Raw genomic sequence first — 23,407 nt, 5'->3', positions numbered from 1 at the left:
AATCTGAAACACCACGACGGAGCGGAACACCTAAAAGATTGCCTTTACCATCTAAGATATAGGTTTCGTAACATTCAAAGGATTCTTGGAATGCTCCGGCGTCTTCGATTTCTGTACCCCCCCTGTTAGACGAGGGGGGAGAATAAGAAGCGACACCGTCCGTTTCGCCGTCCGCTGGCGCGGCCGCCAAACCGTCCGTTGCCGCTTCTCTCTCTAAAATCTCTTTCTTCATGGCGTATCCCTTAAATAAAAACCCTTTGCAAATAATACTTTTACGTTTGTAAAGGTACTATTTACAAAGGGCAATATATAAGGCCGTCTGAAACTTCAAAGTTTCAGACGGCCTTTTATTTTTGATGTTTATGATTGTTTTCTTAATTGCGGATGGTTTTCCAATGTATCAATGATGATTTCAATCATGCGTGGGGCAGTTTGCGCTAAATCGAAGCCTTGACCTGAAGAAAGCCAGCGCCAAATCAAGCCGTCTAATGAAGACTTGATGAAGATGACTGCCATATCGATATCCAAATTATCCGCCAACGCTTTTTGTTGTACTGCATCAGTCAGGACGGCAACAATTTTTTCACGCCATAGTGATTGGTGTTTTTTAGCGATGGCAATGACCGCCTCGTTTTGCTCGGTGTGTTCGCATTTTAAAAACAAAATGCTGTGGAATTTATAGTGAAGCTCGTTGTGTTGCAGGCGCTCGAAAAAACGGGTCAGGGTTAGTCGGAAGCTTGACCAAGCCTGTTCGTTATTGTTGTTCGAGTCTTCTTTTATGCAGCTTTCGATGTCGTCGCAAATCCGTTGGAACAAGGCGTCAAACAAATCTTCTTTGTTTTTGAAATGCCAATACAGCGCGCCGCGCGTTACGCCTGCGGCTTGGGCGATTTCGTTGAGCGAGGTGCGGGCAATGCCTTTCTTATAAAACGTATCCAATGCGGCAAGCATGAGATATTCTTTGGTTTTTAAGGCTTCGGTTTTGGTTCTTCTCATAATTGTTTTGTAGGAAATGTAAATTTATGGTTCGGATTATAAAAAATTACTTCTGAACATGTAAGAATGTATGTATAATTTAATTCAATACTTGATAGTGTTTCTCAACACTAATATAATCAGCCTGTTTTTCATAAAAGCAGGCAATTTCTGTTTGCGAAATATGAGATTAAAGTAATCAATTTTTAATTAGTCAAACCTTTATTTATTTATAGAGATAGGAAAATTATGGCTCTTTATGCTTCTAAAATGATGCGTGTCGCGGCAATTGCAGCAGCTACTGCGTTGGCGCTTTCCGCTTGCGGCAAAGGCGATGAAAAAGCAGCCGGCCAACAGGTGCAAGGCAGTCAGCAACAGCAAAAACAGCCTGCGCCTGAAGTCCGTGTGATTACTGTGCATCCGGAAACCGTTGCATTGACAACCGAGTTGCCGGGCCGTCTGGAATCATTGCGTACTGCCGAAGTTCGCGCCCAAGTCGGCGGTATTCTGCAAAAACGCCTGTTCCAAGAGGGTAGCTATGTGCAAGCCGGTCAGCCTTTGTACCAAATCGACAGCTCGACTTATGAAGCAAACTTGGAAAGCGCACGCGCCCAGTTGGCAAGTGCGCAAGCTACTTTGGCTAAAGCGAATGCCGACTTAGCCCGCTATAAACCGCTGGTTGCCGCCGATGCCATCAGCCAACAAGAATATGATGCGGCCGTAACGGCCAAGCGTTCAGCAGAGGCCGGCGTCAAATCCGCTCAAGCAGCCATCAAATCTGCCGGTATCAGCCTGAGCCGCTCCCGCATTACTGCGCCGATTTCCGGCTTTATCGGTCAATCTAAAGTTTCTGAAGGTACGCTGTTGAATGCCGGCGATACCACTGTTTTAGCCACCATTCAACAAACCAATCCGATGTATGTCAACGTTACCCAGTCTGCGAGTGAGGTCATGAAACTGCGTCAACAGGTTGCCGAAGGCAAATTGTTGGCGGCAAACGGCGCGATTGCAGTGGACATCAAATTTGACGATGGTACGGTTTACCCTGAAAAAGGCCGTCTGCTGTTTGCAGATCCGACTGTCAATGAAACAACCGGTCAAATTACCTTGCGCGCCGCCATTCCTAACGACAGAAATATCTTGATGCCGGGCTTGTATGTGCGCGTATTGATGGAACAAGTGGCAGTAGATAATGCATTTGTAGTGCCGCAACAAGCAGTTACCCGCGGTTCGCAAGATACGGTGATGGTGGTGAATGACAAGAGCGAAATGGAAGCGCGTGTTGTGACCGTTGCCCAACAGCAAGGTACCAATTGGGTGATTACAGACGGCCTGAAAGACGGCGACAAAGTGATTGTTGAAGGCATCAGCATTGCCGGTATGTCGGGTGCTAAAAAGGTAACGCCGAAAGAATGGACACCGCCTGCAAGCGCTGCGGCAGCAACACCGGCAGTTTCAGACGGCCAAGCTGCATCCGATGCCAAGCCTGAAGCTAAAGCTGCATCTGAAGCCAAATAAGGAACGCATGAATGTCTAAGTTTTTTATTGACCGCCCCATTTTTGCATGGGTTATTGCGATTTTTATCATCGCAGCGGGTATTTTCGGCATTCAAAAACTGCCGATTTCCCAATATCCGTCCGTTGCTGCACCGACCATTACTTTGCGCGCTACTTATCCGGGCGCTTCTGCTCAGGTAATGGAAGACAGCGTACTGGCCGTTATCGAACGTAATATGTACGGTGTGGAAGGTTTGGACTATATGACGACTTCTGCTAATTCCAGCGGCAGCGGCAGCGTCAGTCTGACGTTTACACCGGAAACCAATGAAGATTTGGCGCAGGTAGACGTGCAGAACAAATTGTCGGAAGTGTTGTCCACATTGCCCTCTACCGTACAGCAATATGGTGTAACCGTATCTAAAGCGCGTTCCAACTTCTTGCAAGTGGTCATGCTTTCTTCTGAAAAGCAATCCATTGAGGAAATGAACGATTACGCCCAGCGCAATATCATTCCTGAACTGCAGCGTATCGACGGGGTAGGGCAGGTACAATTGTTTGGTGCGCAACGCGCCATGCGTATTTGGGTTGACCCGAAAAAACTGCAAAACTACAACTTGTCTTTTGCAACGGTAACCAACGCACTGGCTACTCAAAATATCCAAATTTCTGCAGGCTCTATCGGCTCTTTGCCGGCGGCTGCAGGTCAGACTATTTCAGCAACTGTGACGGCGCAAGGTCAGCTGAGCACTGCTGAAGAGTTTGGCAACATCATTTTGGTATCCAATACCGATGGTTCTAATGTCTATCTGAAAGACGTTGCCAAAGTCAGCTTGGGTATGCAGGACTATTCTACTTCCACTCGTTTGAACGGCGTGAATACCACCGGTATGGCAGTGATGCTGTCTAACAGCGGTAACGCTTTGGCAACGGCGACTGCCGTAAAAGAAAAAATGGCGGTTTTGCAGAAGTATTTTCCAGACGGCATGAGCTGGAAAGTTCCTTACGATACTTCCAAATTTGTGGAAATTTCGATTGAGAAAGTGATCCATACGCTTTTGGAAGCCATTGTTTTGGTATTCTTGGTGATGTATCTCTTCCTGCAAAACATCCGCTATACGCTGATTCCGACTATTGTTGTACCGATTTCCCTGTTGGGCGGTTTTGCCTTTATCTCATACATGGGTATGTCGATTAACGTATTGACCATGTTTGCGATGGTCTTGGTGATCGGTATTGTGGTCGATGACGCGATTGTGGTCGTTGAAAACGTTGAGAGTATTATGGCGAGCGAAGGTCTGTCGCCTAAGGCTGCAACCAAAAAAGCGATGGGTCAGATTTCCGGCGCGGTTATCGGTATTACTGCCGTGTTGATGTCCGTATTTGTGCCGCTGGCAATGTTTAGCGGTGCAACCGGTAACATTTACAAACAGTTTGCCTTGACCATGGCGGCATCTATCGGCTTCTCCGCATTCCTTGCTTTGACGCTGACTCCGGCATTGTGTGCCACCATGCTCAAGCCGATTCAGAATGGTCATCACGAAGAGAAAAAAGGTTTCTTCGGTTGGTTTAACAAGAAATTCGACAACTGGACACACGGCTACGAAGGCTGGGTAGCCAAAGTCTTGCGCAAGACTTTGCGCATGATGGTTGTCTATATCGGTTTGACTGTTGTGGGCGTATTCCTGTTTATGCGTCTGCCGACTTCCTTCTTGCCGACTGAAGACCAAGGTAACTTGATGTTGAGCGTACAGCTGCCTGCCGGCGCGACCAAAGAGCGTACCGATGCAACTTTGGCTCAAATCACTCAACTGGCGAAATCTGTACCTGAGATCGAGAACATTGTTACCGTTTCCGGCTTTAGTTTTAGCGGTTCCGGCCAAAACATGGCTTTGGGCTTTGTCATTCTGAAAGACTGGAGCGAACGTACTGCTCCGGGCAGCGATGCGACTTCTATTTCCGGTAAGTTGACCGGCATGATGATGGCTACGCTGAAAGACGGTTTCGGTTTGGCGATTGTGCCTCCTGCCATTATGGAATTGGGTACAGGCTCCGGCTTGACGATTTACCTGCAAGACCGTAACAACAGCGGCCATGCTGCATTGTTGGCCAAGCGCAATGAGCTGATTGACAAAATGCGCAAAAGCGGTTTGTTTAACCCAAGTACCGTTCGTGCGAGCGGTTTGGAAGATGCGCCGCAGTTGAAAATCGACATCAATCGCTCTGCCGCAGCTGCACAAGGTATTTCGTTCTCTGACATCCGTACTGCTTTGGCTTCTTCTTTGGGTTCGTTTTATGTAAACGACTTCCCGAATCAAGGCCGTCTGCAACGCGTGATGGTACAAGCTGATGCGAGTGCCCGTATGCAGCCTGCCGATATTCTGAACTTGACCGTGCCGAATAAATCCGGTGTTGCCGTACCGCTTTCTACCATTGCTACTGTTTCTTGGGTAAACGGTATGGAACAAAGCGTCCGCTTCAATGGTTATCCTGCAATGGAGCTTTCCGGCTCGCCTGTTAATGGCGTGTCTTCCGGTCAAGCCATGGCTGCGGTACAGCAAATGGTTGATGAAATGGGCGGCGGTTACAGTTTGGAATGGGGCGGTCAGTCTCGTGAAGAGGCCAAAGGCAGCTCGCAAACAGTCATGTTGTACGCATTGGCCGCTGCCGCTGTATTCTTGGTATTGGCTGCTTTGTACGAAAGCTGGTCTATCCCGTTGGCGGTTATCCTTGTGATTCCGTTGGGCTTGATTGGCGCGGCATTGGGCGTGACCGGCCGCAACATGTTTGAAGCGCTGCTGGGCAGTATTCCGGCATACGCCAACGATATCTACTTCCAAGTCGGTTTCGTTACGGTGATGGGTTTGAGTGCGAAAAACGCGATTTTGATTATCGAGTTTGCCAAAGACCTGCAAGCGCAAGGCAAGAGCGCGCTTGAAGCTGCGCTTGCCGCCGCACACTTGCGTTTCCGTCCGATTATCATGACTTCGTTTGCCTTCATCTTGGGCGTGGTACCGCTTTATGTTGCCAGCGGTGCCAGCTCCGCCAGCCAACGTGCGATTGGTACGACCGTGGTCTGGGGTATGTTGATCGGTACGATTCTGTCTGTGTTCCTTGTGCCTTTGTTCTATGTGGTTGTGCGCAAATTCTTTAAAGAAACCGCACACGAGCATGAGATGGCCGCCAAACACGCCGCTGAAGCCGGCATGATTGAAGACGGTAAACAAGATTCAGACAAGCACTAAAGCAAAGGCCGTCTGAAAAATTTTCAGACGGCCTCAAAATGCTAAAGGATTCTAAAATGAAGAAGATTACATTCAAACCTGTACTGACCGCCGTTGCCGCCGCCGTGGCTTTGTCGGCCTGTACCATGATGCCGAAATATGAGCAGCCTCAAGTTGCCGTGGCCGATACGTTTAAATACGACACTGTTGACGACGGTATCCGTGCAGCCGAATTGGGTTGGCAAGATTACTTTGCCGATCCTCGCCTTCACCGCCTGATCGACATCGCATTGGAACGCAATACCGATTTGCGTACAGCCGCGCTGAATGCGGAAATCTACCGCAAGCAATACATGATTGCGCGTAATAATTTGTTGCCAACCGTCAATGCCAGCGGTACAGGTTCGCGTCAAGGCAGTTTGAGTGGCGGCAGCGTTAGCAGCCAATACAGCGTGGGTTTGGGCGCAGCCTCTTATGAGCTTGACCTCTTCGGCCGTGTCCGCAGCACCAGCGAAGCCGCGTTGCAAGGTTATTTTAATGTGGCCGCAAACCGCGATGCCGCCCATCTGACCCTGATTTCTACCGTTGCCAAAGCCTACTTTAACGAACGCTACGCGGAAGAAACCATGGCATTGGCACAACGCGTATTACAAACCCGTGAAGCGACTTACAAGCTCTCGCAATTACGCCATAAGGCCGGCGTGATTTCCGCCGTTGATTTGCACCAACAGGAAGCGCTGATTGAATCGGCCAAAGCCGATTACGCATCTGCGGTAAAAAACCGCGAGCAAGCGCGAAATTCCTTGGCTATGTTGATTAATCAACCTTTGCCTGAAGACTTGCCTGCCGGTTTGCCTTTGAACAAACAGTTCAAAATGACCAAACTGCCTGCCGGTTTGAGTTCGGACCTGTTGCTCAACCGTCCGGATATCCGTGCGGCCGAACACGCGCTCAAACAAGCCAATGCCAATATCGGTGCGGCACGTGCGGCGTTTTTCCCGCGCATCAGCCTGACCGGTTCTGTCGGTACCGCTTCCGGCGAGTTGAGCGGCCTGTTTAAGAGCGGCACGGGTATTTGGGCTTTTGCACCATCCATCACTCTGCCTATCTTTGATTGGGGCACAAACAAAGCCAATCTTGACGTAGCCAAACTGCGCCAACAGGCACAAATCGTTGCTTATGAAGCCGCTGTTCAATCCGCATTCAAAGACGTTTCCAATGCGTTGGTTGCACGCGAACAGCTGGATAAAAGCTATGCCGCTTTGAGCAAACAAAGCCGTGCCTACAACGACAGCCTGCGCCTCATCAGCCTGCGCTACAAACATGGCGTATCCAGTGCATTGGATTTGCTGGATGCCGAGCGCAGCAGTTACGGCGCAGAAACTGCTCTTTTGGCTAATCAGCTGACCCGTTTGGAAAACCTTGCCGACTTGTATAAAGCACTTGGCGGCGGTTTGAAACGCGAAACCAAAGCTTCTGAATAAATATTTGCCTGCTAAGCTTAAAAGGCCGTCTGAAACATTTGGGTTTCAGACGGCCTTTTTGTTATGCGGCAATTCTAAGCTTTTAATTTCTCGCTTAAAGTGGCGACATAGGCTGCGCGTTCGTTACGGCTGGCTTCGGGCTGGTGTGTATTGAGCGAAGACCATTTGCGGTTGCTGCGCGCTTTGTTGAGTTCGCTTGGCAATTTGGCTGCATTCCATGGCGCTTTGCGTTCTTTTAGCTCGATATGAGATTGAGCCGCATGGCCGCGCGTTTGCAAGACGTGCAACAAATCCAGTGCGCGTGCGGCGAGCAGGGTAAGGGTTTCCGGATCGGTATGCAGGGTTTGTCGGCCGTTGATTTTGTCGGTGATGTCTTGGGCATTGGGCAAAATGCCGCCCAACAGTCCGCCGATGGCCGTACCTAAACCAAGCGAGCCGCCGAGTGTGGCAATATCCAAGCCTAAGCCGATGAGCGCGCCTGCGGTTGCGCCGGTACCGGTACGGATGCCGTAATGTTTGAGCAATTCGCTGTCAAACGGATCTTGTTTGAAGGCTTTGGGCATCCATGTGCTGTCATTGCCGACTTCGTCGTGATAGAAGCGGTAAAGTGTGAACAGGCGTTGTTGCATTTGTCGCTCAAGTTGGCGGATTTCCGATTGCATAACTTCCAAAGTCGGGGCAGGGTCGTCGTTTTCGGCAATTTCTTGGGTGAATGCGGCGGCATCCAGCAGAAAATCGGCAATTTCACGGCGCGCTTCCGTATCCAGTCGTTGCCACTCGCGACGGCGCATATTGATGAGGCGGTCGAGGATGTCGCGCTTAGGTAACATGGTGGCAAGGTTGTCCCACAATCGGATTTCGCCTTCAAAGTCGAACGCAACGGTATCGAAACCGGCGTAAACATGCAGGGTTCGACGGGCGAGCATATTGGTCCAAGCGGTCAGGTCTTGATTTTGGGTGAAGTTGAACACGGGCATGATGGGCTTGGCGCACCAAGACAAAATGGTCAGCTCGTCTTTGTATTTGTCGAGGACGGGTTCCCGCGCATCGATGACGTACATTGCCATATCGCTTTGCATGACTTGGCGCAGCACTTTGGCCTCTTGGTTAAACTCGTGATGCGCTTCATGATTGCTAAGGAATTGCTGGATGCGTTCAATGCCGTCATCGCGTGCGGATGTATGGGTTTCCAGCCAGTCTAACACGCCGCCTGCATCTTCAAGGCCGGGTGTATCATAGAGGTAAACCAAGCTGTCGTCACCGTCGTTGATGAGGGCTTCTTCGACATGGCGCGTGGTGGATGGCGCGTTTTTCACTTCGCCGAAGGTACTGTCGCGCAAAAGCGTACGTAAGAGCGAGGTTTTGCCTGTGTTGGTATGGCCGACGACGGCAAGGGAAAGTGGGGTGGTCATGGTTGTGGGTTGGGACGGATATGGGCTATGAATGTGTGAGTATGGGGCTGTTTGCCTGTAGTGGCAATATGTGTTTCAGACGGCCCTGAATTTCCTTTATATATGGGCGAAAATAGCCAGAAAAAGAGGGGAATAGCGGATTTGTTGTTTTTTGGCAAAATGCTTGAAAATAGGTAGGAAAACAGTTGACAGTCGGGTAGAAGGCTAGGATAATTCGCGCCGTTGAGTTGCTTGATGCAGCTTGATTTTTCTCCTCTATTTCTCCTTTGTAGACTTGGCGCATATCGAAACGGTATGCGCATTTTTTTATCTGAATTGAAACATGATTACATTTAAGTTCTGTAAATTGGATAATTAAGAAACTTTACAAGAAAAATACTTGCATGGTTGAATCTCTTGTTGCATAATTCGTTTCGTTAGCTGGTTCGAGTAGTCAGTTAATAGTTTCTCCTCTATTTCTCCTTTGTAGACTTGGCACACATTCTATCGGATGTGTGCATTTTTTTTGCCTGTTTAAAACAAAGGCCGTCTGAATGTTGTAATCTTTCAGACGGCCTTTGTTGGTTAAATGGAATTAGATGTCTAATACTACTTCTTCTTTGACTTCTTCCATGACAACATAGCTGCGGCTTTCGGCTGCTGCCGGCAGTTGCAGCAGGATATTGCCGAGCATATCGCGATAGGCGGACATATTGGGCAGGCGGACTTTGATGAGGTAGTCGTATTCGCCGGAGACCAAGTGGCATTCCAAAATTTGCGGAATCTTCAGCACTTCGCGTTTGAAGTCTTCAAAAATATTGCCGGATTTGGAACGCAGTTTCAGTTCGACAAAGACCAAGAGGCTTTGACCCAAGGCATGAGGATTCAGATGGGCGTGATAGCCGGTAATGAGGTTGTCGCGTTCCAAGCGGCGGACGCGTTCGGTTACCGGCGTAGTGGAGAGGCCGACTTTTTCAGCCAATTCGGTCATGGGGATGCGTGCGTTTTGTTGCAGGAGCTTGAGAATTTTTAAGTCGGTTTTGTCGAGTTCTTTCATGGCTTTGATGCTTGTCGTTTTCAATTTGGATGACATCATAACCTTAAAACAGGCTCAGAAGAAGCATAAATCCTTAAAGGTAAGGCGGAAGGAAGATATTAATCTTGTGTATTTCATGGAATCCTGTATGGTTTTTGACCTATAATATTCGCTTCAAAGTAATAGGGCAGGCCGTCTGAAACGGATGCCGATAAGAGGAATACATTATGCGTCCGCTCAATGCGCAAATCCGTTTGGATAATTTACGTCAAAATTATCGTCTTCTCAAAGAGTTGCACGGCAATAAATTGTTGGCTGTGATTAAGGCCGATGCTTACGGGCATGGCGCGGTCAGATGTGCACATGCGTTGGCGGATATTGCCGACGGTTTTGCGGTGGCAACGGTAGATGAAGGCGTGGAATTGCGTCAAAACGGTATTAAAAACCCGATTGTTTTGTTGGAAGGCGTATTTGATGCTGCGGAGTATGTGGATGTTGACCGTTATGATTTGTGGCCGGCAATCGGCAGTCAATGGCAGCTGGAGGCGTTTGCACATCATGAGTGGCAACGTCCGACAACCGTATGGCTGAAAATGGACTCTGGTATGCACCGTGCCGGTTTCTTTCCGCATAACTATGCCGCCGCCTATACGGCATTGAAACAATCCGAATCGGTTGAAAACATTGTGAAATTCAGCCATTTTGCCTGTGCGGACGAACCGGAAAACGGCATGACCGAAATGCAGCTTGAAGCATTTGATTTGGCCTGCGAGGGTTTGGAAGGAGAGGAGAGCCTGGCCAATTCCGCCACGATTTTGAACGTGCCTGAAGCGCGCCGCGATTGGGGTCGTGCCGGTCTGGCCTTGTATGGTATTTCGCCTTTCGGCGGCGTGGATGAGCGTTTGAAACCTGTTATGCGCCTGACTTCCCGCGTTTTCGGCGAACGCGTGTTGCAGCCGCATTCTCCGATTGGTTACGGCGCAACGTTCTACACCAGCAAATCCACCCGTGTCGGTTTGATTGCCTGCGGCTATGCCGACGGTTATCCGCGTCGCGCTTCCACTAATTCTCCGGTCGCCATCGATGGCAAACGCAGCCGCATTATCGGCAGGGTGTCTATGGATATGATTACGGTTGAGCTGGAAGCCTCGAAAGAGGGCTTGGGCGCGGAAGTTGAGCTTTGGGGCGATGTGATTAATATTAATGAAGTTGCCGAAGTTGCCGGTATGATTCCGTACGAAATCCTCTGCAATATTAAACGTGCGAAGTTTACTTATATCGAGTAAGCAGTCAAAGATCAGGCCGTCTGAAATATGTTTTCAGACGGCCTTTTTGTTATCTGCAATTAAAACGATTCGTCAGCGCGTAAATAACGCCATTTGCCCGGCGGCAGTCTGCCGAGTTTGACTTTGCCCATGCGGATGCGTTTCAAGCCGACAACGCGCAGGCCGACCAGCTCGCACATACGGCGGATTTGGCGTTTTTTGCCTTGCCGCAAAATAAAGCGCAACTGGTCTTCGTTTTGCCATTCGACTTTGGCGGGGCGCAATTTTTCGCCGTCCAAACTCAAGCCGTGGTTGAGCAGGGCGAGGCCTTTGTCGTCCAGTTTGCCGCGGACGCGGACGAGGTATTCTTTTTCGCTGCTGCTGTTTTCGCCAATCAGTTGTTTGGCAATGCGGCCGTCCTGGGTGAGCACCAATAATCCGACAGAGTCGATGTCCAGGCGGCCGGCAGGGGCCAAACCGAATTTGTGCTTTTCACTGAAAGGGATACGGCTATCGTCGCCTTCCCAATGGTTGTTGGCGGTAATGAGTTCGGCGGCGGATTTATAGCCTTTTTCTGCCTGCGCGCTGACGTAGCCGACGGGTTTGTTCAGCAGGATGGTTACGCGCGCGGCTTGTTTTTCATGGGCTTGTTTGTTGAGGTCGATGCGGTCGCGCTCGGTGACTTTTTGACCGAGTACGGCGGTTTGGCCGTTGACTTTGACCCAGCCTTGCTCGATGTAGCTGTCTGCCTCGCGGCGCGAGCATAAGCCCAATTGCGCCATGCGTTTGGAGAGGCGCATGGTTTCGGAATCGTTGTTTTGCATGGTATGGCAATATAGAAGAAATGGGAATGTCGGATTATAGCATTGACCGTTTGTCAGGCCGTCTGAAAACTGAATCTTTGGGTTTTCAGACGGCTTTTCGTTTGCTATATGTTAAGGAATATTTGGATTTGAAGTAAAAAATGAAGGGTATATTGTCTGTTTGTGTTAACCTTACGGGCGAACTAATCATTTTGTTTTTTGTCGAATTCGGGTTGAAATGACATTTCACTCATAAAATCTATGAAGACTAAAATGATTGGTCTTTCTAAAGCGCATGAAGGCAGTTTGTCACTAAAACAAGCTTTCGTGTATCACGTTTTAAGGATAAATCAATGAAATCGCTCAAATCATTTTTGATTTGGGGCATTGTGGTTTTGGTCGGCCTGGCCTCCTTTACCACTTTGGCCCTCAGTCGCGGCGAGCAGGTCAGTGCGATTTGGATGGTTACGGCCGCCATTTCAGTATACTGCATTGCCTACCGTTTCTACAGTCTTTACATTGCCAACCGTGTGATGCAGCTTGATCCTAACCGTCTGACTCCGGCAGAACGCCACAATGACGGCTTGGACTATGTGCCTACACATAAAGGCGTACTGTTCGGCCACCACTTTGCCGCGATTGCCGGCGCAGGTCCTTTGGTCGGTCCTGTATTGGCAGCGCAAATGGGTTATCTGCCCGGTACTTTGTGGATTATCTTCGGCGTGGTGTTTGCCGGTGCCGTACAGGATATGATGGTCTTGTTCGTCTCCATGCGCCGTGACGGTAAGTCTTTGGGCGATATCGTGAAACAAGAACTCGGTACCGTTCCCGGCGTGATTGCATCCATCGGTATTTTGATGATTATGGTCATCATTATGGCGGTGTTGGCGCTGATTGTGGTGAAAGCATTGGTTCACAGCCCTTGGGGTACGTTCACCATTGCCGCAACCATGCCGATTGCCCTGTTTATGGGTATCTACACCCGTTATATCCGTCCGGGCAAAATCGGCGAGATTTCCATCGTCGGCTTTATTTTGCTGATGTTGGCCGTGATTTACGGTGAAGATGTTGCCCGCAGCTCCTTCGGCCATTGGTTCGACCTTGACGGCATTCAGCTGACTTGGGCGATTATGATTTACGGTTTCGTGGCTTCCGTATTGCCGGTTTGGCTCTTGCTGACTCCGCGCGACTATCTGTCTACCTTCCTGAAAATCGGTACGATTGCAGCTTTGGCCTTGGGTATCGTTATTGTTAACCCAACCCTGCAAATGCCTGCGGTTACCCACTTTATCGATGGTTCAGGCCCGGTATTCTCCGGTGCATTGTTCCCATTCTTGTTCATTACCATTGCTTGTGGTGCGGTTTCAGGCTTCCATGCGCTGATTTCTTCCGGTACTACGCCAAAAATGGTGGAAAACGAAACCCACGTCCGCATGATCGGTTACGGCGGCATGATTATGGAAAGCTTTGTGGCCATTATGGCGCTGGCTGCCGCCGCTTCGCTTGATCCAGGCGTGTATTTCGCGATGAATAGCCCGGCTGCACTGATTGGTACAGATGCCAACACTGCTGCCGAAGTCATCACCACCAAACTGAATTTCTCTGTTGATGCCGCAACCTTGTTGCACACTGCTAAAGAAGTGGGCGAAAACACCATTCTGTCCCGTGCAGGCGGCGCGCCAACCCTCGCAGTCGGTATGGCACACATCATGAGCCGTCTGATTCCGGGCGAAGCCATGATGGCGTTCTGGTATCACTTTGCCTTGTTGTTTGAAGCCTTGTTCATCCTGACCGCGGTTGACGCCGGTACACGCGTTGCCCGTTTCATGATTCAAGACTTGGGCAGTATCTTCTACAAACCATTCGGTAACACTGACTCTATCCCTGCCAACCTGGTTGCCACATTCTTTGCAGTGGCATTGTGGGGTTACTTCCTCTATACCGGCGTAACCGACCCTCTGGGCGGCATCAACTCGCTCTGGCCTCTGTTCGGTATCGCCAACCAAATGCTGGCAGGCGTAGCGTTGATTATGTGTACCGTTGTATTGGTGAAAATGAAACGCGACCGCTATGTGTGGGTAACCTTGGTTCCTGCTGTCGGCGTATTGTTCGTAACCTGCTATGCCGGTTTGCAAAAACTGTTCCACAGCGACCCACGCGTCAGCTTCTTGGCTCACGCAGGCAAATACCGCGATGCCTTGGCTTCAGGCGAAGTCCTTGCCCCGGCTAAAGACATTGGCGAAATGTCACAAATCATCTTCAACGACCAAATCAATGCCGGCCTGACTGCTTTGTTCTTGGCTGTTGTCGTGATTGTCGCCGTGTACGGTTTGCGTACCGCCATGAAAGCCCGCAAAGTCGGCTGGCCAACTGCTAAAGAAATTCCGGCAGTGTACCGCGACGGCAAACAACCGGAGGCTCAGAGTGAAGCATAAGCTCGCATCTTGGTGGAAAACCATCAAGCTGACAGCAAACTTGATGGCCGGTGTCCCGGATTATGAAAACTACGTTGCCCGCCAGCGCAAACATAATCCCAATGCGCCGGTCATGACCGAGCTGCAATTCCAAGACTACTGCCGCAAACGCCGTTGCGGCGGCAACGGCGGACGCTGTTGTTAATGAAGGCATAAAAAGGCCGTCTGAAAATACTTTCAGACGGCCTTTTATTATGGAATATCAATAAACATCAAAGATTTTGTCTTGCCATCAATATTTAAGCGAACAACTTGCCAATATTTACTCATCTTCGAGCAGTACCAGCGGACGCTGTATTTTTCTGAGTTCTTCCACCTCGTCCAACAGCCGCATAATCAGTCCCAATGCGGGAATGCCGGCTTCAAAATCACGGCTTAAGCGTTGTGCGCGACGGATGCGGGCAAGATGAAAACCACTGAAGGTGCTTTTTTCGGGCGCACCATCGATGCTGATGATGTCTTCTGCTATAAGTTCCAACAGCCAATCGCGACGGCAGCGGCTGGCGGCAACAATTTCTTCAAAAGTAAGGGTAACATCGGAGGATTGAATCATAATTTATCCTTTCTCTTATGCTTGTTTCGCGGCAAAGTGTTCAGCCAATTTTTCCCATGCGGCACGGTCGGCTTCGCTCTCTACTGGCGGAACATTAATGCGGATATTGAGATAAAGGTCTCCGGCTTCTTTTGCAGGAATACCTTTGCCTTTGAGGCGGATGCTTTTACCGCTTTGGCTGTTGGCAGGTAGATTGACCTGTAAGCGGCCTGATGCGGTAGGGACGATGATTTTGCCGCCCAATACGGCTTCCCAAGGTTTGACATCTATTGTTTGATATACGTCTTTCCTGTTTTTGACGTATAAATCAGGTTGGTCGTGGAATTTGATTTTTAAGTACAAGTCACCGTTTTCACCGCCGTTATATCCCGGCAAACCTTGGCCGGCCAAACGGATTTGTTGGCCTTCTGCAATGCCTTTGGGGATTTTGACGTTGAGGGTTTTATTTTGATAAACCGCACGTCCGTATTCGTCTAGAGTCGGCACATTCAAAGTCATGCTACGTTCTGCTCCAACATACGCTGCATAAATATCAATACTCAATTCAGCATGTTGATCCTCGCCTTTTATTGGGCCGCGGGGTTGCTCGGAACGAGTGTGGGATTGGCGGAATGATGAAAACAGATCTTCAAAATTGAAATCTCCCGCTCCGAACGGCTCGCCTTCATGACGTTCATAGCGGAAGCCGCCGCCGTTAAATCCATTGCCAAACGGATTGCTGCCTTGACCGAACGGATTGCCTCCGGCGCTGCGTCCGTAAGGATTAGCCAACATTTCATCGTATTCGGCCCGCTTTTCTTTGTCGGAAAGCGTTTCGTAGGCACGGTTGATTTCTACCGTACGTTCGGCTGCGTCAGGTTCTTTGCTGACATCGGGGTGGTATTTGCGCACCAGTTTTCGGTAGGCTTTTTTGATTTCAGCCTCATCCGCATCTTTGGCAACGCCCAGTATTTCATAATAGTTTTTTTCTGCCATGTTATTCCTTTGACTGCTCATATACAAAATTCTTATAGTTTTAATAATTGAGGGTGGATATTCTAAAATCAAGGGCGTTGGAAATAAAATTCTCTATTTTTGACAATGATTAATGGATAATTTATTTCTTTGTTTCTAGAGAAATAGAAAATATAAAGGCCGTCTGAAATACGGTTTTTCAGACGGCCTTTATCAAGTTGGGGTTTTATTTGTCTTGAGCGTTTTTTTGTTCGCTAACAATCCATTGGGCAATATCTGAACCCAAGACTTTAGAAGTGCGATTTAAGACGGCGCAAGAGCTTTTATAAACACCGAGCATGCCGCCGGAAGAATTGCGGGTAAAGGTTTTTTTATTGACTTCTTCGCCATCAACATACAAAGTGGCAACGGCTGTAATACTTTTGGCGTGGCCGACAAAGGCTACGCCTGCGCTCATGGCGGAAGTAATGGAGATATCTGCGTATGTGCCTTGTTTTTTACCGTCACGGACAATAGTTACATCACTTTTGGCTGCAGTTTCTTGCAAAGATTTGGACATGACGTTGCCAATTTGTAAACACTCGGAAACGATACGGGTATCGATTTCTTCTGCATGACGGTAAGGGATGCTTTCATCAATATGGACATCTGCGCTGGCAAATGCAGAAGCAAACAAGAATGCGGTTGCAAGGATGCGGTTAGGAGACATAGTAGGATACCTGAAATTAAATGTTAAAAAGAGTTGTTATTGTATAACGGCGTTTACACTCAATCAACATAAGTTAAATAGGAAAAGATTTTGTTGAAATGGCTGTTATAGCAAGATAATCAAAAGGCCGTCTGAAATACTGTTATTTCAGACGGCCTTTTGATTGGGACATTAATTTGTTCTGGTCAAATAAGGCAGGGGATCGACTGCTTTGCCGTTTAGACGAACTTCAAAATGAAGCTTGACGCTGTCTGTATCGCTGCTGCCCATGGTGGCGATAACTTGGCCGGCTTGGACTTTTTGATCTTTTTGTACTAAAAGCGTTTCGTTGTGGGCGTAGGCGGTAATGGTGTAGTCGTTGTGGCTGATCAAAATCAGCTTGCCGTAGCCGCGGACTTCTTCGCCAACGTAGATGACGGTACCGGCTGCGGCAGAACGGATTTGTTGGCCTTGTGTGCCTGCAATATCTATGCCTTTGCTGGTTGTGCCGTTGTAGCGTTGGATAATGGAGGATGAGGCGTTATCGGTCGGCCATTGCAAGCTTAACCGGTTGATCGGGGTAACGGCGGTTGCTTGGCGTTGCTGCGTAGCAGTATTGCGGGAGGCAACATGACGGCGGACGCGCAATACTTGACCGACTTCGATTTGTGAGGCGTTGGGAAGATTATTCCATGCAACCAGTGTATTGACGTTTTGTCCGTAGCGTTTGGCGATTTGGGTCAGGGTATCGCCGGGACGGACTTTGTAGTAGCCGTCGGGTACGGCGCGGTTGGAAGAGGTATTGTTGCCGGCGCAGGCTGCTAAGACGGCAATGGTGCTGATGAGTGCCAGACGTTTCAAGGCCGTCTGAAAGGTGGAAATAAAGGTTGTATTCATGGGTTGTTTCTAAATGTATCGTTATACTGTATATGATAGATAGGAAGAGTGAAAAAAGGTTCACTCAAAAGGCATGGGATAAAATGCGGAAAGGCAATATAGTACCATTGAGAATTTGTGGGTATGGCTGAATATTTTTATATCTTTTTGATGCAAAGGGACTTTTTTGAAAAGGTAAAAGAACGTGAAAGTTCTTTCAGACGGCATTGAATAAGGCAATAAAAATCCCCTGCTGAGACAGACGGGCAGGGGATTTTTGTCTCATCGAACTTATTTGTTCAATTCGTTAGCCAGATACAGCCAAGTTTCAATTACGGTATCAGGGTTGAGCGATACGCTTTCGATACCTTCTTGAACCAGCCATTTGGCAAAGTCCGGATGGTCTGACGGGCCTTGACCGCAAATACCGACGTATTTGTTTTGTTTGCGGCAGGCAGAGATTGCCAAGTGCAACATCACTTTAACGGCAGGATTGCGTTCGTCGAAGGAATCGGATACCAAACCGCTGTCACGGTCGAGGCCGAGGGTCAGCTGGGTCATGTCGTTAGAGCCGATGGAGAAGCCGTCGAAGTATTGTAGGAATTGTTCTGCCAATACAGCGTTGCTTGGCAACTCGCACATCATGATCAGGCGCAGGCCGTTTTTGCCGCGTTCTAAACCGTTTTCTTTCAGGGCTTTAACAACAGCTTCTGCTTCACCCAAAGTACGAACGAATGGGATCATGATTTCGACGTTGGTCAAACCCATTTCATCGCGAACGCGTTTCAAGGCTTTGCACTCGAGTGCGAAGCAGTCTTTGAAGTTATCGGCTACATAACGCGCCGCGCCGCGGAAGCCCAACATTGGGTTTTCTTCGTGCGGTTCGTAAATGCTGCCGCCCACCAAGTTGGCGTATTCGTTGGATTTGAAGTCAGACATGCGGACGATGGTTTTGCGTGGATAAACCGAAGCAGCCAAGGTTGCCACGCCTTCTGCGATTTTATCGACATAGAAGTCGACAGGGGAGGCGTAGCCGGCGATACGGCGGGTAATTTCCGCTTTCAATTCGTCGTCTTGTTTGTCAAATTCCAACAAGGCTTTCGGGTGGATACCGATTTGACGGTTGATGATGAATTCCATACGTGCCAAGCCGATGCCTTCGCTAGGCAGGTTGGCGAAGCTGAATGCCAATTCAGGGTTGCCAACGTTCATCATTACTTTTACAGGCGCTTTAGGCATGTTGTCCAAAGCAACATCGGTAATTTGTACGTCCAGCAGGCCAGAGTAGATGAAGCCGGTATCGCCTTCGGCACAAGATACGGTAACTTCTTGGCCGTCTGAAAGCAGATCGGTTGCGTCGCCGCAGCCGACCACGGCCGGAATACCCAATTCACGCGCGATAATCGCTGCGTGGCAGGTACGGCCGCCGCGGTTGGTCACGATGGCGGAAGCACGTTTCATCACCGGTTCCCAATCCGGGTCGGTCATGTCGGTAACGAGTACGTCGCCTGCTTCAACGGAATCCATCTCGGAGGCATCTTTCACCAGGCGTACTTTGCCTTGGCCGACTTTTTGACCGATGGCACGGCCTTCGCACAAGACAACTTTTTCGCCGTTGATGGAGAAGCGGCGCAGGTTGCGGCTGCTGTCTTCTTGGGATTTTACAGTCTCAGGACGGGCTTGCAAGATGTAGAGTTTGCCGTCCAAACCGTCGCGGCCCCATTCGATGTCCATTGGGCGGCCGTAGTGTTTTTCGATGGTCAGCGCGTAATGGGCCAACTCGGTAACTTCGGCGTCGGTAATGGAGAAGCGTTGACGGTCTTCTTCAGGTACATCGATGTTGGTTACAGATTTACCGGCTTCGGCTTTGTCGGTAAAGATCATTTTGATTTGTTTCGAACCCATGGTTTTGCGCAGGATAGCCGGTTTGCCTGCTTTCAAAGTAGGTTTGAATACATAGAATTCGTCAGGGTTGACCGCACCTTGTACGACGTTTTCGCCCAGGCCGTAAGAAGAGGTAACGAAAACGACTTGGTCGTAACCGGACTCGGTATCGATGGTGAACATCACACCGGACGCGCCGCTGTCGGAGCGCACCATGCGTTGTACGCCTGCGGAAAGGGCAACGATGTCGTGTTCGAAGCCTTTGTGGACACGGTAAGAAATGGCACGGTCGTTGTACAGGGAAGCGAATACATGGCGCATGGCTTCTTTAACGTTTTCCAAGCCATTGATGTTCAAGAAGGTTTCTTGTTGGCCAGCGAAAGAAGCGTCCGGCAAGTCTTCTGCTGTTGCGGAAGAACGTACGGCAACGGAAATGTCCGCACCGCCGGCATCGGCAACCATTTTGTTCCAAGCTGTTTCGATTTCAGCATCCAGCTGCTCAGGGAACGGAGTATCCAAAATCCATTGACGGATTTCTTTACCCACGCGCGCCAACTCGGCAACGTCTTCAACATCCAGTTGTTTCAGGGCTTCGGAAATACGCTCGCTCAGACCATTGTGAGCCAGGAAAGCGCGATAGGCTTCGGCAGTGGTCGCAAAACCACCGGGAACGCGTACGCCTTTTTCAGTCAGTTGGCTGATCATTTCGCCCAAAGAGGCATTTTTACCGCCCACTCGCTCAACGTCAGTCATACGCAGGTTTTCAAACCAAATAACGTAGTTTTCGGCCATTTGTGTGTCCAATCCAATCCAAAAATGTTAAAAAAGAAACAAATCCGCCTGCTTATTGTAGCCATTCGTTTGATGGCTGTCATGTGTTTTATCTTTTTTAAAATCACAAATTCGTCTGTGATACTGTGCTTTTCAAGCGTGTAGTCTGCTGAAATGTGAATATCAGATTCATGTTTTTGTGAGTTATCCTATTGTTAAATATGGAAAACAAAATAAGTTAATAAATTTGATAAATAAGATTTATTTTGCAATTTTAGAACAAAATTCTACAAAAAATTAAAAAATGAAATTTTGTGCCAATTTAAAATTTGTTCAAATTTGTTGTAATCCTGTGTAATCTGTCGAGGTCGCTTTATTGCAAAGGCTGTAACTGCTATGATTGCCGTCTGAAACGTTACCCTCAAGAGGATTCATTATGACTGATCCACGCCAAGTCTTCTATATTTCCGACCGAACCGGCCTGACCGCTGAAAATATCGGTGAAGCCTTGCTGAACCAATTTGGCAATGTTGAGTTCAAACGCCATACCTATCCGTTTATCGATACGCCTGAAAAAGCGCGTGCTGTTGTAGACAAAGTCAACCAGTCCGCCGAAAAATTCGGCGTGCGCCCGATTGCTTTTGTCAGTGTGGTCAATGACGAAATCCGTGAAATCATCAAGAAAGCCAATGCGTTCCATATTAATTTCTTTGAAACCTTTCTCGGTCTTTTGGAAAAGGAACTCAATACGGAGGCGGTTGCCGCCCAGCAGGGGCACCACAGTATCGGCAATACCCAACGCTATGATGCGCGTATGGAGGCGGTCAATTTTTCACTGAATCATGATGACGGTGTCAGTGATAAGAATTTGAAAGAAGCCGATGTGATTTTGATGGGGGTTTCCCGTTCCGGCAAAACGCCGACCTGTCTCTATCTGGCCTTGCAATACGGTATCCGTGCCGCCAACTATCCGCTGATTCCCGATGATTTGGAATCGACCGATTTGCCGCGTATGGTCAAGCCTTATAAAGACAAGCTGTTTGGTTTGACCATTCAGCCTGAACGCTTGCAGGCAATCCGTCAGGAACGCCGCCCTAATTCGACTTATGCCAAAATCGATACTTGCCGCAGTGAGATTGCCGATGCGCAAAATATGTTTAAACGCCACGGTATTCCGTTTACCAATACTACGGACAAATCTGTGGAAGAACTTGCTGTGCATATCTTGCAGGCTTGCAAGCTGAAACGCCGTTTTTAACTGAAATGATAAAAGGCCGTCTGAAAGTTTCAGACGGCCTTTTTTTGTTTGGCGCATTAGGTTTTGGGCAGGGTAACACCGGTTTGTCCCATGTATTTGCCGTTGCGGTCTTTGTATGAAGTTTCGCAGACTTCATCGCTTTCAAAAAACAAGACTTGGGCCACGCCTTCGCCTGCGTAGATTTTTGCCGGTAGCGGCGTGGTGTTGGAAAACTCAAGCGTAACGTAGCCTTCCCACTCCGGCTCGAACGGGGTAACGTTGACGATGATGCCGCAGCGTGCGTAGGTGGACTTGCCCAAGCAGACGGTCAGGACGTTGCGCGGGATGCGGAAATATTCGACTGTGCGCGCCAGGGCAAAGGAGTTGGGCGGAATGATGCAGCAGTCGTCTTCGACGGTTACGAAGTTTTTCGGGTCGAAATTTTTCGGGTCGACGATGGTGCTGTTGATATTGGTGAAGATTTTGAATTCATTGGCGCAACGGATGTCGTAGCCGTAGCTGGACGTGCCGTAGGAAATGATGCGCTGACCGTTGGCCTCTTTGATTTGGTTGGGCTCAAACGGCTCAATCATGCCGTGTTCTTCGGCCATGCGGCGTATCCATTTGTCGGATTTAATGCTCATGGTGGTTGTCCTGGGGTAAGGGTTGTTTGGGAATTCTTTGAAATCAACACGACAGCCTTTAGACAGGCTTGTCAATTGATGTTTCAGACGGCCTAAAAGCTGGATAAGGCCGTCTGAAAGGCTGTTTATTTGGTTTTGGAAGCAGATTTCTTAGCCAGTTTGACTTCTTTAATCATACCGTCTTCGCATTTCATGATGAAGACGGGTGTGCCGTTTTGGGAAGCGGTAAAGTTTCCGTGCGCCCTGCCTTTTTTGAACACGCCCTCCAGCGTCATATTGCGTAATTTGGCGCTGTTGGAGGAGAAAGGTTCGATAAAGGTTTCGCTGTTGCCGGAGACGGTATATACGCCTTTGCCGTCAAATTTGCCGTTTTTAAAGGCGCCGACATAGCTGCGGCCGTCCTGGCATTTCCATGTGCCTTTACCGGATGGTTTGCCGTCTTTGCCGACATCGCCATCGTAAACGCAACCTTTTTCCTGATAAGGATTGATGGTTTCAGCAATGGCAGGCGTACCCAGCATGAAGGCGACGGGAAGTAGGGCGAGGTATTTCATCATGATTGTTCCTTTTTGCAGGCGGTTTCAGACGGCCTGATATTGGGATTCAAAAGTCAGCAGGGTTTCAGCAATGCGGCGTGGCAATATGGCTAAAGCGTGTTCGCGCATGGATGTAGGGATACCGTAGTAGGCTTCGGCGATGCTGCCAGTAATGGCCGCCAAGGTATCGCTGTCTCCGCCCAGGGAAACCGCCAGTCGGATGGCGTGTTCAAAATCATCGCTTTCAAGAAAGGCGGTAACTGCTTGAGGTACGGTTTCCTGACAGCTTTCGTTGAAATGATAATGCGGGCGGATTTGGTCGCAACTTTGGCTCAAGTCGTAGCCGAATTGTCGTGTAATGTTTTCTTTGATTTGCGCTTTGCCCATACCGGTACGCGCCCAAAAGACGGCGGCGGCTACGGCTTGCGCGCCTTTAATGCCTTCCGGGTGGTTGTGTGTTACGGCGGCGGATTGTTCGGCAAAATGCAGGGTTTCTTCCAATGTGGCAAATGCCCAGCCAACAGCAGAAACACGCATGGCCGAGCCGTTGCCCCAGCTATTATAAGGTTCTGGATCTTTCCATTCTATCCATTGTGAGAAGCGTCCGCCATATGCGCCTTTGGGGCAGGGATATGCCCTACACCAGCCTTGTAAAATAGATGCCAAATGATCGTTGCAGCCTTGTAAAACCCAATCGGCAATGGCAACAGTGCAAATCGTGTCATCGGTAAAGTCGCTGTCGGGGCTGAAAATATCGAAATCGGTATGACGGTAGTTGTCAAACTCGAATCGTGATCCGGCAATATCGCCGATGACTGCACCCAACATCGTGACATCCTTTCTGATACTTCTATTTATATTTCAGACGGCCTTTGATATTTCCCAATCAAAAGGCCGTCTGAAAAATTACTCTTGCCAGCCGCCTAAATAAGAAACCAGTTCTTCCAACATGGTGCTGATGGCTTCGGTCATCAGGATTTGCGAGGCAAAGGCGAGGCTGGCGGCATCGTCGCCGTTGCTTTCCGCTTCTTCTTGCAAAACGTCCAGATACTGGATGCGTTTGAGCGTAAAGTCTTGGGTTAGGATGAACGCGATTTGTTCGCGCCATACCAAGC

General features: G+C 49.1%; 20 protein-coding genes and 1 pseudogene. 7 read left to right on the top strand and 14 right to left on the bottom strand.

Annotation, left to right across the window (positions count from 1 at the left end; genetic code table 11):
* Together HMPREF2661_RS04005 and HMPREF2661_RS04000 are read right to left on the bottom strand one after the other, a co-directional pair.
* Positions 1 to 232, bottom strand: a pseudogene (locus tag HMPREF2661_RS04005) (replication initiation factor); the annotation flags it as partial.
* A gap of 128 nt (positions 233 to 360) precedes the next feature.
* The gene (locus HMPREF2661_RS04000) at positions 361 to 996 is read right to left on the bottom strand and encodes a multidrug efflux system transcriptional repressor MtrR (RefSeq protein ID WP_004520505.1); all 636 of its coding nucleotides are present in this window, start codon (positions 994 to 996) and stop codon (positions 361 to 363) included.
* Between the two features lie 228 nt (positions 997 to 1,224).
* Here HMPREF2661_RS04000 and HMPREF2661_RS03995 point away from each other — a divergent pair, with 228 nt between their 5' ends.
* Genes HMPREF2661_RS03995 through HMPREF2661_RS03985 form a run of 3 tightly spaced genes read left to right on the top strand, consistent with a single transcriptional unit; the run spans position 1,225 to position 7,180 of the window.
* Positions 1,225 to 2,493 carry an efflux RND transporter periplasmic adaptor subunit gene (locus HMPREF2661_RS03995; protein WP_070822426.1) on the top strand — a complete coding sequence of 423 codons (1,269 nt, stop codon included), beginning with the start codon at positions 1,225 to 1,227 and terminating at the stop codon, positions 2,491 to 2,493.
* A gap of 11 nt (positions 2,494 to 2,504) precedes the next feature.
* Positions 2,505 to 5,717 carry an efflux RND transporter permease subunit gene (locus HMPREF2661_RS03990; protein WP_070822424.1) on the top strand — a complete coding sequence of 1,071 codons (3,213 nt, stop codon included), beginning with the start codon at positions 2,505 to 2,507 and terminating at the stop codon, positions 5,715 to 5,717.
* A gap of 56 nt (positions 5,718 to 5,773) precedes the next feature.
* A complete protein-coding gene (locus tag HMPREF2661_RS03985) occupies positions 5,774 to 7,180 on the top strand; it encodes an efflux transporter outer membrane subunit (protein WP_107831885.1) in 1,407 nt (468 codons plus the stop codon).
* Positions 7,181 to 7,254: 74 nt separating this feature from the next.
* Here the strand turns inward: HMPREF2661_RS03985 and HMPREF2661_RS03980 are convergent, their stop codons facing one another.
* Both HMPREF2661_RS03980 and HMPREF2661_RS03975 read right to left on the bottom strand, forming a co-directional pair.
* Positions 7,255 to 8,592, bottom strand: a complete 1,338-nt coding sequence (locus HMPREF2661_RS03980) for a GTPase/DUF3482 domain-containing protein (protein ID WP_070822422.1) — start codon at positions 8,590 to 8,592, stop codon at positions 7,255 to 7,257.
* A gap of 574 nt (positions 8,593 to 9,166) precedes the next feature.
* Positions 9,167 to 9,628: a winged helix-turn-helix transcriptional regulator gene (locus HMPREF2661_RS03975; protein WP_003747450.1), complete on the bottom strand. Its 462-nt coding sequence runs from the start codon at positions 9,626 to 9,628 to the stop codon at positions 9,167 to 9,169.
* 206 nt (positions 9,629 to 9,834) lie between these two features.
* Here HMPREF2661_RS03975 and alr point away from each other — a divergent pair, with 206 nt between their 5' ends.
* Positions 9,835 to 10,893, top strand: a complete 1,059-nt coding sequence (alr, locus tag HMPREF2661_RS03970) for an alanine racemase (RefSeq protein ID WP_070822420.1) — start codon at positions 9,835 to 9,837, stop codon at positions 10,891 to 10,893.
* Between the two features lie 59 nt (positions 10,894 to 10,952).
* Here the strand turns inward: alr and HMPREF2661_RS03965 are convergent, their stop codons facing one another.
* Positions 10,953 to 11,696 (bottom strand): pseudouridine synthase, encoded by a 744-nt coding sequence (locus HMPREF2661_RS03965; RefSeq protein ID WP_070822418.1) that lies wholly within the window; start codon positions 11,694 to 11,696, stop codon positions 10,953 to 10,955.
* Positions 11,697 to 12,028: 332 nt separating this feature from the next.
* Here HMPREF2661_RS03965 and HMPREF2661_RS03960 point away from each other — a divergent pair, with 332 nt between their 5' ends.
* Together HMPREF2661_RS03960 and HMPREF2661_RS03955 are read left to right on the top strand one after the other, a co-directional pair.
* Complete coding sequence (locus HMPREF2661_RS03960; protein ID WP_070822416.1) at positions 12,029 to 14,110, top strand: carbon starvation CstA family protein; 2,082 nt, start codon at positions 12,029 to 12,031, stop codon at positions 14,108 to 14,110.
* The gene (locus HMPREF2661_RS03955) at positions 14,100 to 14,294 is read left to right on the top strand and encodes a YbdD/YjiX family protein (RefSeq protein ID WP_003747442.1); all 195 of its coding nucleotides are present in this window, start codon (positions 14,100 to 14,102) and stop codon (positions 14,292 to 14,294) included. Before HMPREF2661_RS03960 ends, HMPREF2661_RS03955 begins: the two co-directional genes overlap by 11 nt.
* 117 nt (positions 14,295 to 14,411) lie before the next feature.
* Here HMPREF2661_RS03955 and HMPREF2661_RS03950 read toward each other — a convergent pair whose 3' ends face one another.
* From HMPREF2661_RS03950 to ppsA, 5 genes are all read right to left on the bottom strand, one after another.
* On the bottom strand, positions 14,412 to 14,702 hold the full coding sequence (locus tag HMPREF2661_RS03950; RefSeq protein WP_049347935.1) for a chaperone modulator CbpM: 291 nt from the start codon (positions 14,700 to 14,702) through the stop codon (positions 14,412 to 14,414).
* 15 nt (positions 14,703 to 14,717) lie between these two features.
* Entirely contained in the window at positions 14,718 to 15,677 is a 960-nt protein-coding gene (locus HMPREF2661_RS03945) for a DnaJ C-terminal domain-containing protein (RefSeq protein WP_049359265.1), read from the bottom strand.
* Between the two features lie 205 nt (positions 15,678 to 15,882).
* Positions 15,883 to 16,365, bottom strand: a complete 483-nt coding sequence (locus tag HMPREF2661_RS03940; RefSeq protein WP_049347933.1) for a hypothetical protein — start codon at positions 16,363 to 16,365, stop codon at positions 15,883 to 15,885.
* Between the two features lie 171 nt (positions 16,366 to 16,536).
* Positions 16,537 to 17,241, bottom strand: coding sequence for a peptidoglycan DD-metalloendopeptidase family protein (locus tag HMPREF2661_RS03935; protein WP_070822414.1), 705 nt, complete (start codon positions 17,239 to 17,241; stop codon positions 16,537 to 16,539).
* Positions 17,242 to 17,511: 270 nt separating this feature from the next.
* Positions 17,512 to 19,896, bottom strand: coding sequence for a phosphoenolpyruvate synthase (ppsA, locus tag HMPREF2661_RS03930; protein ID WP_049323053.1), 2,385 nt, complete (start codon positions 19,894 to 19,896; stop codon positions 17,512 to 17,514).
* A 415-nt stretch (positions 19,897 to 20,311) separates the two neighbouring features.
* Between ppsA and HMPREF2661_RS03925 the strand changes: the two genes are divergently transcribed.
* Positions 20,312 to 21,133, top strand: a complete 822-nt coding sequence (locus tag HMPREF2661_RS03925; protein ID WP_049323052.1) for a posphoenolpyruvate synthetase regulatory kinase/phosphorylase PpsR — start codon at positions 20,312 to 20,314, stop codon at positions 21,131 to 21,133.
* A gap of 56 nt (positions 21,134 to 21,189) precedes the next feature.
* On the opposite strand, the gene dcd is transcribed toward HMPREF2661_RS03925, so the two are convergent.
* The 4 genes from dcd to rdgC form a co-directional block, all read right to left on the bottom strand.
* Positions 21,190 to 21,756 carry a dCTP deaminase gene (gene dcd / locus HMPREF2661_RS03920; RefSeq protein WP_003680541.1) on the bottom strand — a complete coding sequence of 189 codons (567 nt, stop codon included), beginning with the start codon at positions 21,754 to 21,756 and terminating at the stop codon, positions 21,190 to 21,192.
* A 125-nt stretch (positions 21,757 to 21,881) separates the two neighbouring features.
* Positions 21,882 to 22,313 carry an MORN repeat-containing protein gene (locus tag HMPREF2661_RS03915; protein WP_036491305.1) on the bottom strand — a complete coding sequence of 144 codons (432 nt, stop codon included), beginning with the start codon at positions 22,311 to 22,313 and terminating at the stop codon, positions 21,882 to 21,884.
* A gap of 24 nt (positions 22,314 to 22,337) precedes the next feature.
* Complete coding sequence (locus tag HMPREF2661_RS03910) at positions 22,338 to 23,120, bottom strand: ADP-ribosylglycohydrolase family protein (RefSeq protein WP_049323050.1); 783 nt, start codon at positions 23,118 to 23,120, stop codon at positions 22,338 to 22,340.
* Positions 23,121 to 23,198: 78 nt separating this feature from the next.
* Positions 23,199 to 23,407 (bottom strand): recombination-associated protein RdgC (gene rdgC / locus HMPREF2661_RS03905; protein WP_168166709.1); only part of this gene is annotated, 209 nt, incomplete at its 5' end.

The organism is Neisseria sp. HMSC061B04, from assembly GCF_001836705.1.
GTDB lineage: Bacteria > Pseudomonadota > Gammaproteobacteria > Burkholderiales > Neisseriaceae > Neisseria.
The sequence above is the reverse complement of the archived record's forward strand: the minus strand, read 5'-3'. Positions and strand labels throughout refer to the sequence as shown.